Origin of the sequence: Photorhabdus sp. P32 (assembly GCF_038085095.1) — a bacterium.
GTDB classification, from domain to species: domain Bacteria; phylum Pseudomonadota; class Gammaproteobacteria; order Enterobacterales; family Enterobacteriaceae; genus Photorhabdus; species Photorhabdus luminescens.
Genome location: NZ_JAZGJN010000233.1, coordinates 18,572 through 30,175, shown reverse-complemented (window position 1 = coordinate 30,175; position 11,604 = coordinate 18,572). Strand labels below are relative to the sequence as shown.

General features: G+C 44.0%; 11 protein-coding genes and 3 tRNA genes. 6 read left to right on the top strand and 8 right to left on the bottom strand.

Going from position 1 to position 11,604, the window contains the following annotated elements; genetic code table 11:
* A partial coding sequence (locus V2H77_RS06960; protein ID WP_341498241.1) for a type VI secretion system baseplate subunit TssF occupies window positions 1–737 on the bottom strand: 737 nt, incomplete at its 3' end.
* Window positions 738–1,005: 268 nt separating this feature from the next.
* Between V2H77_RS06960 and V2H77_RS06955 the strand changes: the two genes are divergently transcribed.
* The gene (locus V2H77_RS06955; protein ID WP_088374079.1) at window positions 1,006–1,269 is read left to right on the top strand and encodes a PAAR domain-containing protein; all 264 of its coding nucleotides are present in this window, start codon (window positions 1,006–1,008) and stop codon (window positions 1,267–1,269) included.
* Between the two features lie 79 nt (window positions 1,270–1,348).
* On the opposite strand, the gene mscM is transcribed toward V2H77_RS06955, so the two are convergent.
* The 3 genes from mscM to rsgA form a co-directional block, all read right to left on the bottom strand.
* On the bottom strand, window positions 1,349–4,684 hold the full coding sequence (gene mscM, locus V2H77_RS06950; RefSeq protein WP_341498238.1) for a miniconductance mechanosensitive channel MscM: 3,336 nt from the start codon (window positions 4,682–4,684) through the stop codon (window positions 1,349–1,351).
* Between the two features lie 26 nt (window positions 4,685–4,710).
* On the bottom strand, window positions 4,711–5,604 hold the full coding sequence (gene asd, locus V2H77_RS06945) for an archaetidylserine decarboxylase (RefSeq protein ID WP_341498237.1): 894 nt from the start codon (window positions 5,602–5,604) through the stop codon (window positions 4,711–4,713).
* Between the two features lie 74 nt (window positions 5,605–5,678).
* On the bottom strand, window positions 5,679–6,734 hold the full coding sequence (gene rsgA, locus V2H77_RS06940; RefSeq protein ID WP_341498236.1) for a small ribosomal subunit biogenesis GTPase RsgA: 1,056 nt from the start codon (window positions 6,732–6,734) through the stop codon (window positions 5,679–5,681).
* 94 nt (window positions 6,735–6,828) lie between these two features.
* Between rsgA and orn the strand changes: the two genes are divergently transcribed.
* From orn to V2H77_RS06920, 4 genes are all read left to right on the top strand, one after another.
* The gene (orn, locus tag V2H77_RS06935; RefSeq protein ID WP_265378194.1) at window positions 6,829–7,374 is read left to right on the top strand and encodes an oligoribonuclease; all 546 of its coding nucleotides are present in this window, start codon (window positions 6,829–6,831) and stop codon (window positions 7,372–7,374) included.
* Between the two features lie 193 nt (window positions 7,375–7,567).
* A tRNA-OTHER gene (locus tag V2H77_RS06930) sits at window positions 7,568–7,622 on the top strand.
* Window positions 7,623–7,677: 55 nt separating this feature from the next.
* A tRNA-Gly gene (locus V2H77_RS06925) sits at window positions 7,678–7,753 on the top strand.
* 63 nt (window positions 7,754–7,816) lie between these two features.
* Window positions 7,817–7,892: transfer RNA gene (locus V2H77_RS06920), tRNA-Gly, on the top strand.
* Between the two features lie 176 nt (window positions 7,893–8,068).
* Here V2H77_RS06920 and V2H77_RS06915 read toward each other — a convergent pair.
* The 3 genes from V2H77_RS06915 to V2H77_RS06905 all read right to left on the bottom strand — a co-directional run bounded on the left by V2H77_RS06915 (window position 8,069) and on the right by V2H77_RS06905 (window position 10,001).
* Window positions 8,069–8,395 (bottom strand): type II toxin-antitoxin system RelE/ParE family toxin, encoded by a 327-nt coding sequence (locus V2H77_RS06915; protein WP_341498235.1) that lies wholly within the window; start codon window positions 8,393–8,395, stop codon window positions 8,069–8,071.
* Window positions 8,395–8,670, bottom strand: coding sequence for a type II toxin-antitoxin system Phd/YefM family antitoxin (locus tag V2H77_RS06910; RefSeq protein ID WP_049585369.1), 276 nt, complete (start codon window positions 8,668–8,670; stop codon window positions 8,395–8,397). Before V2H77_RS06910 ends, V2H77_RS06915 begins: the two co-directional genes overlap by 1 nt.
* 335 nt (window positions 8,671–9,005) lie before the next feature.
* A complete protein-coding gene (locus tag V2H77_RS06905; protein WP_341498234.1) occupies window positions 9,006–10,001 on the bottom strand; it encodes a DMT family transporter in 996 nt (331 codons plus the stop codon).
* A gap of 185 nt (window positions 10,002–10,186) precedes the next feature.
* Between V2H77_RS06905 and V2H77_RS06900 the strand changes: the two genes are divergently transcribed.
* Entirely contained in the window at window positions 10,187–11,104 is a 918-nt protein-coding gene (locus tag V2H77_RS06900) for a LysR family transcriptional regulator (protein ID WP_341498233.1), read from the top strand.
* A 56-nt stretch (window positions 11,105–11,160) separates the two neighbouring features.
* Here V2H77_RS06900 and V2H77_RS06895 read toward each other — a convergent pair whose 3' ends face one another.
* Entirely contained in the window at window positions 11,161–11,592 is a 432-nt protein-coding gene (locus V2H77_RS06895) for a hypothetical protein (RefSeq protein ID WP_341498232.1), read from the bottom strand.
* Window positions 11,593–11,604 lie beyond the last annotated feature (12 nt).

The window sequence follows — 11,604 nt, the reverse complement described above, 5'->3', positions numbered from 1 at the left end:
TCAAATGACATAAAGTCATTAACATGTGGCAGATAGAGGTATTCGTATAACACCTGCAACGGCCAGAAATAGTCATGTGGTCTCGGCAGTACCAAATTTTCCTTCTGGCGGGGAGCGCTCTCAATAGACAGCCACATCTCCTTCTCTTCAAGGGATGTTTTCAGATAAGTGTTATTCAGTGATTGATCGATGTATTTCGTCAGTAAAGACGCCAATTTTTGATCTTCTCCCAGAAAAAGCGTGACTTGCCCTGTCTTCCACTGGGTAGTTGGCCCATGATATTGAAAGGTCAGTGATATCAGGCTTTTGTCTTGGCTGTGTGTCAGCGTCTTATGGATCAAGGTAATTGGTTCAATACTGATATCTTGGGTGGTTCTGAACGTAATTGATTGTTTATGTTGTATGGCAGAAATTTCACTGCCTTTGGCAATGTTTGTAGTTTCAGTCATGCTGCCCGGTTGAATATCTAACTGGACAATGCTGGTTGAAGGGATCGGATGTAAAGGTATCGGCCATACCTTTCGCAAAAGAGGGTTAATGACTTCCGGGAAACCATCATCAATTTTCTGCTGAAGACCGGCAGCTATAAGCGCAAAACCTTCCAGTACTCGGAGAACATCCGGGTCGCCAGATTCAGGGGTAAATGGAGCCAGGTGTGGGTGTTCCTGTGCGGCGTTGCGCATATCATGCTTTATTTGTGAAAGCGCTTCCCTATAGAAGTCCTCAAAATTTTTCATATCTACCTTTGTCTTTTTTCCGATCAAATATTAATGTAAATTTATATTTTGAGCTGATGGATATCAAGGTTGATAATTTAATTATGTGTAATTTTTTGTTTAAAACAGTTAATAATGTAAATTTATTAGGTGTTCGATTAACATAATTATGTAATTTATTTCAATGAGTTTTATTCGGATAAGTTTTCCTTAATTAAGTTATGGCGTCATGATAGCCAGATGTTGGAAATTGAAATTAATATTTGATCATTAGTTGATGGAGGGAAATATGTCACGTCCTATTATTTTAGTTGGTGATTCGACTTCGCATGGCGGCAAGGTGTTAGCAGGTGATGGAAGCTTTGATGTATTAGGGAAGAAAGCGGCTCGGGTTGGGGATGCTGTATCCTGTCCAAAATGTGGTGGTAATCAAACTATTGTGGAAGGGACTTCTAAAATAATCAGCTCCAATGGACAAATGTACGCACTGGAGGGAATGAAAACCTCTTGTGGCGCGACATTGATTGCTTCGCAAAGCCTATTTCAAGCATAAGATGGCGATAAAAGGCCATTTTCTGCCTGAAATAGGGCTAGTTGATTCAAGTACGGATGTTCAGTGCTTCATTATCTTTTTACAAACTACCCGGTTGACGTGGTGGATTACGGCCTGACATATTGGTCGTCGCGCTGCGGATATCCCGACCAATAACATCAATACTTGCTTGAAATGGTGGGAATGGCAGAGTAATGCCGTGTTCGCGGAATCCTTGCAAAATAAGCTGATGGACTTCATGACGAACAGGCATGCGATGCCCCATTTCAGCGGCATAAATACGTAATTCAAATATCTGAATACCATGTTGAAGATCAACCAGATAGGCTTCCGGCGCCGGGTTATCAAGGATCAGAGCGCTGCGTTTAGCGGCGGTTAATAGGATTTGGGTGACTTTTTCACAACTAGCTTCTGCCGGCGCAGGAATTGTCAGTACAACACGAGTGATAGTGTCAGATAATGACCAGTTAATAAACTGCTCAGTAATAAATGCTTTGTTAGGAACAATGATCTCCTTTCTGTCCCAATCCGACAAGGTTGTTGCTCGTGTATTGATCTTGGTGATGCTACCGGTCAGATTGCGGATAGTCACGGTATCGCCGATACGAATCGGTTTTTCGAACAATATCATCAAGCCAGAAACGATGTTGGCGAAGATCTCCTGTAAGCCAAAACCTAATCCAACCCCTAACGCAGCAACAAGCCATTGCAATTTTGACCATTCAATACCAATCAGCGAGAAACCTACCAGACCACCAATCAAGGTAATGGTGTATTTGGTGAGTGTGGTGATGGCGAAGCCGGTACCTGGTGTCAGTTCCAAGTGCTGTAGTAAGGCCAATTCAAGCAATGCGGGTAGGTTACGCACCAGTTGAGTGGTGATAATAATCACCAAGATAGCAATCAAGACAGAACCTACGGTGATGGGTTGAACAGTTTCTACATTATTTATTGTGGTGGTGACATCCCACAGTCGGATATTTTCTAGAAATGAGAAAGCGGAATGAAGTTCTGACCAGAGCCAAATGAGTGAAACTAAGGCAAACAAGGTTAGAATTGAACGGACTAATCCTAGTGATTGAGCACTAATTGCATCCAGATCAATAATGGGCTCTTCAACTTCAATGGAACCTTCGATACTGCTTGAACCGGTTGAATCGTCCTCGCTTTTGGCGCGTTGAGCCAGAATTTCTGCCCGCCGCTGTTTTGCTCGGTCAAAGGCGATCCGGCGCCGCTGAATTAACATCCAACGACGGATAATATGGTAAATAACCAGCAGGAAGAACCAGATAGCAACCGAAGTTTCCAGACGCCCAAGCAGTGCTTGTGATGTGCTGAAATAGCCCAATATGCAAGCCAGCGCTGCGATTATCGGCGCAGAGAGTAGAATCCACCAGAGAGCGGTATTAATAACATTTTCCCCGGAACCATTTTTATCCAGATAGAGCGGGACTCTTGCCCTTTTCAGGCTGTTAGTGATCAGGCTTAAGGAGATACACAGGATTAGGAAGCAAAGCCTGCCAAGTGTGGAAGCAAATTCTCGATCGCTGTAATGTTCAAATGTTATCAATGCCATTACCAATGGCACAATGGCAAAGATAGATAGTTGGTAAAATCGTAAAGCTCGTTTAACACGTTCTTCCGGCCAGCGAAAATGGGCAATGAATAATCCATTTGGATGGGCGAAAGTGGCGCTCAGCATGAAGATCCATAGAACGGGCGTCGTAGCACTGACGCCATAACCGATAGCCGTTGCCATAGGGTACTGCCAGGCGCTTTGCAGTCCGTAGCCAATTGCGGACCAGAGCATCGGCAAAGGTAACGCGACCACAACCGACCAGAATACGGTACGTAAAGTGAGGGAAAAGTGATCATGGGTGACTTTGCCGATACGGTTACTCGCGCGTTCAAGGAATGCGTAATAATGGCGCAGAGAGCCGATGCTGAATATAACCAGGAATAGCGTGCCAAATAAGTACAGCAGCGTATCCTGAGTGGTCAGCATGACTATCAGGGCGCCGCTTAGCTGAGAAAAAGTATCCAGCGATAATAGACGGGTTAGATCCTGCACAACACTGATTGGGTAATTGAGCGAAACGGGATTAACATCCGCGACCCAAAATAGATAACGGTGTGTGGCTTCTTTAACTTCGGTTAGCACATCATTTAGCTGATTGGTAGCGACTTTCAGTTTGGTTAATTCAAGGATTTCACTGTCGTAACCAGATAATAATGAATTGAGTAATTCTTTGCGGGTGCGGGTAAGAGAATCATAAATCCGCTCTTGTTCAGCAGTTAACGCAACATTGCTTTTCTGTACGGGTTTTGTGTCTTTTTGTAACTGATCCAGCATGTCTTCGTATTTCAGGCGATCGACCCTGAATTTGACAATATTCCGATCAAGTTGCTGTGGTTTAGACATGTCAGGCAAACGGGCAAGCTGAGTTTGGAGCGCTTCTCCAAGCGTTGTGGAGCCACCGAGCCATTGTGCCTGTTCACGAATGGTATTCAATGCTTGCCGGACCTGAATAATATCACTGGCGGCTTGTCGTTGCTTTGAGCCGATGATATTCATTCGTTGTGCTTGCTGATTTAATTCCTGAGATAAATTCCGGTTCAGTTGTAATTCATCAAGCAGAAATTTTGGTAGCTGATCACTCTGTTCCGCCAGCATCTCGGTATGTTCCAGGGCTAATTCTGCTTTTTGCTGGCGTTGCGCATTAAGTTGGCTGCGAAGTTGTTGCAGCTCAAGATCAAGTCGATGATATCGTTTTTTGAACAGTTCAACCCGCATACGGGAAATTTCCTGCCGATTGTTAGCGGAAAGTTGAGCTATTTCAAGTTCATTGACTGTTGCTTTGTGCGCATTGACTTCGGCTTGAGCTAAGGCAAATTGAGCTTCTGCTAATGGGGTGGATGGTGTTCCTAATGATTGCAGGCGAGAGGATGCATCAGTTAGCAGGCGTCGCGCTTCTGATTGTTGTTGCGGTAATAGTACTAGAGAGTCGCTGATTTCCCGTCCTTTGTCCTGCTCTTGCTGTAATTGCCCCCCTTGTTCTAACAACCGACTGCTGACCTGAATGATCTGTTGTTCAATGTTTGCAATGGGTTGGTTCGCAGGAATTGGACGGGGAGTATCACTTTCAGTAAGTAATTTTTGACGAAGTTCTTTAGTAATTTTAGGAAAATCATCAATGGCGGTCTGATACTTCTGTGTTCTGTCATTAGCCGATTTAGTATCGGCAATCCAATTGAGAGCGCCTTGCAACGCCTGAGCAACTTCTGCATCCTGCGGATTTTTGCTGGATTCAATTTGTTTCAGCTCTTGTTTAAGCTGATTTTCATCAAGTGAAATTGCAGCAAGAACTGGATTAATAATGAGCAGGCTAAGCAATAAGCTGATAATCAGGCGCACGATAAAGGGCTCTCTTTGGAAAGGGATTAGCTTATGTTGTCAGTGGATTCGTCAGGCATGATAGCCTGGGCTAACAGTTCACCCATGCGGGTTGTGGAGCCGCTGCTCAAGTGCTCGGCTAACTGTATCTGGTTTGATGCAAACAGGTTAATAACAGTAGAACCCAATTTGAAACGCCCCATTTCTTCACCTTTTTTGAAAGAAATTGCACCAGTTGCACCGGCTTCGGGGTAAGTCCAACGTTTGATAATGCCTTCCCGTGGTGGTGTAACCGTACCACACCAAGACATTTCAATACTGCCGACGATGGTTGCGCCAACCAGAATCTGTATCATTGGCCCAAATTGAGTCTCAAACAGACAGATGACTCTTTCGTTCCGAGCAAACAGATTTGGTACGTTGGCGGCAGTCAATGGATTGACAGAGAACAGATCGCCTGGGACATAGATCATCTCTTTCAGTAATCCATCACAAGGTATATGTACGCGGTGATAATCTTTAGGTGATAAGTAAGTCGTTACAAACTGCCCATCACGGAATATCTCTGCCAACTGATGGTTGCCGGCAAGTAAGGCTTCAAGCGTGTAGTGATGCCCTTTGGCTTGAAGGATTTGGTAGGTTCGGATATTGCCCAACTGGCTGATAGTACCATCAGCAGGTAGCGCTAATTGGTGTTCATTGCTGACGATTGGACGAATATCATCTTTTAGTGGACGGATGAAGAATTCGTTAAATGTCGTATATGCTGAAAATTCAGATGATTTCGCTTCATTCATATCCACTTTATAAACACGGGCAAATGTCTTGATTGCCAGTTGAGTCAACCAGCCAGCTTTTTTGTTAGCAAACCAGCCTGCCAAATGAGTTATCCCCTGTTTAGGCAGTAAATATTGCAACCTGATTTTAATGTTATCCAGCACGTCAACCTCTTGGATTCTATTGGCGAAATTAGACAAAAGGGGGTTATTGTACCCATCCTTTCATTTAATGTCAGTTAGCTATCGTTATCTGTAAAATTTTTGCGTGGTTTAATTTGATCCATACTGTCGAGAATGCGGTGATAATTTTCAAAGCGTTCTTGAGTTATTTCATTATTTTCCACTGCTTTCCGTAACGCACACTCTGGATCGTCCCGATGTTTGCAATCACGGAATTTACAACCTCCTAGATAGTCACGGAATTCGATAAAACCCTGAGTTATCTGCTCCGGTGTTAAATGCCACAGGCCAAATTCCCGAACACCGGGAGAATCAATAACATCACCGCCATGCGGGAAATGATAAAGGCGGGATGCCGTGGTGGTGTGCTGACCTAAACCGGAAACATCTGAAACCTGATTGACCAGAATCTCTTCTTCATCTTCTGGTAGGAGCGTATTGAGTAAACTTGATTTACCCACACCAGATTGGCCGGCGAAAATAGTGATTCTGCCTGCGAGCATCTTTATTAATTCAGCCATACCTTCGCCAGTATGGCTTGAAAGTTTCAATACTCTGTAACCAATGTTGTGGTATGTGGACATGATTTCGTTGACCCATTCACGGCTTTCTTCGTCCAGTAGGTCAATTTTATTCAGTACAATTAATGGCTCAATGCCCAGTGTTTCACAGGCAACAAGGTAGCGATCGATAATATTGAGTGATAGCTCAGGAAGAATGGCTGACACAATCACTATCTGGTCAATATTGGCGGCGATAGGTTTAATGCCATCATAATAGTCAGGCCGCGTGAGTACGGAAGTACGTTCGTGAACGGCTTCAACAATACCATTCACTTTAACATCAGTTTGTGTTTGCAACGAAGGACGCCATACCACCCGATCACCCGTTACCAATGAACGGATAGTTCTGCGAATATTACAGCGTTGTATAGAACCGTCGTCTGCCTCGACATCAGCATGTTGGCCGAAACGGCTGATAACTAGCCCTTCTTGCGGTTCACCTAACTGACTATCATCCATTTCAGGTTTATTATCCTGTTTTTTCAACCTGCGCTGATGATTTGCCTGTACCCGCCGTTGCTGGCCTTTGGATAGTTTATGCTTAGACACCGAACCTCACTTGTTCCACTCTTATCGCTGTTATTGCTTAAAAGCGCTATGATACACCATTAATAAGAACTATCTCTCCAATCTAGGATATAATATGTCAAAAAGTGAGCACAATCTTATCTGGATAGATCTGGAAATGACGGGCTTAGATCCAGAGCGGGATCGCATTATTGAAATTGCGACAATTGTCACCGATGCAAATCTGAATATCCTGGCGGAAGGGCCAGTCATTGCGGTTCATCAGTCTGATGAACAACTTGCTCTGATGGATAAATGGAATGTACGCACCCATACGGGCAGTGGGCTGGTTGAACGTGTTAAAGCAAGTAAAATTGATGATCGCGAGGCAGAGAAGGCGACGATTGAATTTTTGGAAAAATGGGTTCCGGCAGGCGCTTCTCCTATTTGTGGTAATAGTGTCAGTCAGGACCGGCGTTTCTTGTTCCGTTATATGCCAGAATTAGAGGCTTATTTTCATTACCGTTACTTGGATGTCAGCACACTTAAGGAATTAGCCCGTCGCTGGAAGCCGGAAATCCTTGCTGGATTTAAGAAACAGAATACTCATCAGGCGCTGGATGATATCCGTGAATCAGTTGCTGAGTTAGCCCATTATCGGGAACATTTTATTCAACTGTGAGTTTTTCTGTTGGTATGGTAACGTAAGCTCGGTGTGACGATTAATTAACCTGAACTGGCGTTTAAATCATCTTTTGGCCGGAAAGTTTGTTTTTTTGCGTTGAAAGGCTTGCGGGCGCAACGATTTTTCGTATAATGCGCTCCCCATACCGGTGAAGAATTTCATAAGGTATGGATGGCGTACTAAAAGATATGCGGGAATAGCTCAGTTGGTAGAGCACGACCTTGCGAGTCTCGTTTCCCGCTCCAAATTTTTATTTGGAATTAGTGTGTTATTTTTGGTTATTATTAGCCAGCCAGTGACGCGGGAATAGCTCAGTTGGTAGAGCACAACCTTGCCAAGGTTGGGGTCGCGAGTTCGAGTCTCGTTTCCCGCTCCAAGTTTAGATTCACAATTGGTTTCTTAGGTAATATGTTACCTAAGGTTATCACCAGTCAGTAATGCGGGAATAGCTCAGTTGGTAGAGCACGACCTTGCCAAGGTCGGGGTCGCGAGTTCGAGTCTCGTTTCCCGCTCCAAGTCTTCCTTATCATGTCGATAACCTAAATATCCTTCTCCTTTGCCAGTCTTATTTTCACGTGATAAACATGTTGCATGATGTTGTAAACATCGTCTGGGTTATTGGTAAATTTTTTGTATTTAACTTGTGAGTTTCATATCCATTGTTTGATAACGTAATACATACAGGGAAAATCTAACTACTCAGCAACCGGCGCATAAGCAGGGTTTGCATATCCCGCCGACCATCGGCAATTACAAAAATCACCACCTGTTGACCAATGAGCTGATAAATGGCCCGATAAGATTTAAAAAATGTTTGGCGAAAATCGCGGAGCCCTAGCTCCTGCAACTCCTTGGGATAATTGCCTTTTTCAGGAAAGTTAGCCAAGTTGTTTGCTGTTTTCAGCAACTGATCCAATACATAATCGGCTTTCCCTGAACTGTCATTTTCGACAATGTAATCGTAGATATCCTCTAAATCCGCCTCGGCATCTTTAGTCAGTACCACCTGATATGGCATTAGGAAAACTTTCTTTTATTCTTTAAACGTTGAACCACATCCTTTACCGGAGTGATTTCGCCCGCTTTAACCTGCTGTTGTCCTAAAGCTAAAATCTTTAACAACGCCATAGTTTCCTGAATCTGTTCATAAGAAGCAATATCTTGGATCACCGCTTTTGCTTCGCCATTTTGTGTAATAATCATCGGTGAGCGGGACTCAGAGAGTGTCGTCATCACCGTAGCTGCATTGGCTTTAAGGTAGCTGATAGGCTTAATTTGTTCTGAATAACGCATAGAATCCCTCACATCAAAAAAGACTAAATATAGACTATAAAAAGTCAATAAATTGATTGTAAAATGACTGAGCAAATTAAGCAAATGCCGATTTTGTAAAAGTAGAACAAGCAAGTCTATTGGCATGAGGTAATGTAGGAAAAATTATTATTTTTTTGCTTGTTAGAGATGGTTTGTGAGTTGCATTTCTCCACTCCCATTTTTGATATGCAAATATCCATTGAAATTTCTTACATTCACGGTTTTTAAGTCCAAAAATCAGGCTTGCCATCAGGTCTATGTAAAATCGACGCTTCTGTTCTGTACCAAAGCGTCGATAAGGGGAAATTTCTGGTTTATCTCCTGTAACTCTTTGTTTTCATCATATGGTTGATCCCAGGTTTAGATTCGTGTGGAATAAGTTTTTTACCGGTTGCTCTCTTGTTGCAGATCAGGATACCTCCGATTATGAAAGCGCCTCCGATGAACATTGGGAATGTTAATTTCTCATCTAATAGTACTGCGCCGAGCAATACAGCGGTCAAAGGGTTAAGCGCGATGAATACGCCAGAGCGAGTGGAGCCAATTTTTTGTATTCCGTCGTAATACCAGATATAGGCCACTGCTGAACCGACTGCGCCGAGATAAAGTAAGCTGTAGAGATCAGTCATAGATAATGCATGTATTGCAGATAAACTCATTTGCCCGGTGGAAATAGCCGTTGCTGTCAGCATGATAGCGCCTGCCAGGATGGAGTATGTAACGGTGTGTAGCGGGCCGATTTGGTTCACAATGTTCTTGCAGAAGACGCTATAAGCAACCCAGCTTAAAACGCAGCCAAAGATCAGCGTATCACCCAACCAGTTACCTTCTTCTCCCACGGTCAGTTGCGGTGTTTTGCTGAAAATCACAATCATTGCACCAAACAGACAAAGAATGATTCCCAGTATTTTCAATGGCGATTGCCTTTCTTTATAAAAGAAATATGAAAAAATCGCCATGACTGCTGGATTCAGCGCCACGATAAGCGAAGCTCTGGATGCGGTTGTGTGATGCAGGCCATAAAAGAAGAAAAGGTTGTAGGCGTATATTCCGCAGAGGCCAAGTCCGATGATTTTCAATAGTTGAGACAGATTAATCTTGACGAACATTTTTCCTGATAAAACGAGGAAGACAATTAGCATCATGCCCGCAAGGATGAATCTGAGGCTTGCTGATAACAAGGGAGGTGTCTCGACAGAAATGTATCGACCTGCAACAAATGTCCCTCCCCAGATAATAGCCACAAGAGACAGCTTGATATAGGTTGAATAGTTGTTGACCGGCTGCGTTGATGCGTGGTTGCTTTTCATGTTTATTAATATCGCAATTTATAGGGTGGAAGATGCTTTCAAGGCAGCGTATTCCATAGTCTGTTCTAATATTTCACGTTGAGCACTTGGCGAGCATGCCTCGCCTATTGTTTTATATCCGCATTGCATATACTTATTCAGATGTATGATCATGCGGAAATGAGTGATTACTCAAGGGGGGGATAATGACTTTAACTCAGCTCGAAATTTTTGCTGTTGTTGCCGAACGAAAGGGCTTTACCTTAGCTGCGGCCCAGCTCAAGATCTCTCAGTCTGGGGTTTCCCATGCCATCAGACTTCTTGAACAGGAGCTTGGCGTAGAGCTACTGCATCGGCATCAAGGAGTTGTTGAACTGACAGATATAGGAGAAAGTCTGCTACAAAAAGCTCAGTCCATTCTTGGTTTGGCTGAGACTATGCGGCAAGAAGCAGCGGATGCTCGGGGGATGAAAAGAGGTACGTTACGAATCGGATCGTTTGGGCCAACTTCATCCTTGTGGCTGTTGCCAACGGTACTGGCCGATTATCGCAGGCTTTACCCCGGTATTGAGGTCCATATTGATGAGGGGCCGGATAGACAAGTAGTGCAATGGCTTATGGATAGACGGGTGGATGTGGGATTTGTGACTCTGCCGGAAGATCAATTCGACACTTATCCGATTCTTGAAGACCAAATGGTGGCTTTGTTGCCGGTAGATCATCCTTTGATATTGCAGGATACGGTGACATTGAAAGATTTGTGTGTTGGACCATTCGCCTTGACGGAAGCTGGATCGGCTGAACTGGTTTCCCGGCTTTTCTTATCAGCGAGGTTGCAACCTAATATTCGTTATCGGACGTCTCAATTGTTAAGTACTTTGGCGGCGGTTGAACGTGGGGATGCGGTGACAATTGTTGCCGAGTCATCTCTGCCGTTGGCTCGTGATGTTCACTATGTCAAGAAAGCGCTGAATCCAAAAGTGAAACGACATGTCGGGTTGGCTGTGTTTGATGAACGTCAATCGTCACCAGCTACTAAAGCATTTATCGCATTGGCGACTAAAAAATTTCGCATGGGGAATTCGGCTATTTCCCAGGTTTCCAGGGAGCTTGTCAGTGAATGATCTAGCGCTATTTTCTTGTCAATGACCCGAAGCCATGAGGCTTCAGGTCGGGTTGCTTAATACTGATAATCAACTTTGATCATATTGTAATGGGACGGGTAAACGGGGTAAGTACCTCCGTTGAGAATCCCGCTAATCCTAAAGGAACCTTTGGCATCATGGCCGCTAAAGGCATTTGTAGTGCTATTTAGGGCGCCGGAGACATCCAGGCATTGCGATGGGGTGGATGAATATCGTGGGGTGTAACAAACGTTGAAAGTCTGAGTTGTCGCACCATTGCTATATAAACCGATATTCCAAGATACTGTCGTGATAGTTGCCCTTGTCGGTACCGAAGAGGGCGTGGTAAAGAAATTTGAGTTGGTGAAGCCGGCAGCATAAACATTTGGGGCACGGTGTGTTTGTGACCAAGTGCTGGTAGCGGCAAAGGCGAGCTGAGCCGTGGTTAATGCTAGAAAACCTACTGCAATTTTGGTAAATCTTTTCATTATTCAATCCTC

What these genes read in the sequence shown, in the direction of transcription:
- V2H77_RS06910 (WP_049585369.1), bottom strand. Translation starts at nt 8,670, where the DNA reads ATGCGTTATTCAGAACAAATTAAGCCTATCAGCTACCTTAAAGCCAAT.
- orn (WP_265378194.1), top strand. Translation starts at nt 6,829, where the DNA reads ATGTCAAAAAGTGAGCACAATCTTATCTGGATAGATCTGGAAATGACG.
- V2H77_RS06900 (WP_341498233.1), top strand. Translation starts at nt 10,187, where the DNA reads ATGACTTTAACTCAGCTCGAAATTTTTGCTGTTGTTGCCGAACGAAAG.
- V2H77_RS06955 (WP_088374079.1), top strand. Translation starts at nt 1,006, where the DNA reads ATGTCACGTCCTATTATTTTAGTTGGTGATTCGACTTCGCATGGCGGC.
- V2H77_RS06895 (WP_341498232.1), bottom strand. Translation starts at nt 11,592, where the DNA reads ATGAAAAGATTTACCAAAATTGCAGTAGGTTTTCTAGCATTAACCACG.
- V2H77_RS06915 (WP_341498235.1), bottom strand. Translation starts at nt 8,395, where the DNA reads ATGCCATATCAGGTGGTACTGACTAAAGATGCCGAGGCGGATTTAGAG.
- V2H77_RS06905 (WP_341498234.1), bottom strand. Translation starts at nt 10,001, where the DNA reads ATGAAAAGCAACCACGCATCAACGCAGCCGGTCAACAACTATTCAACC.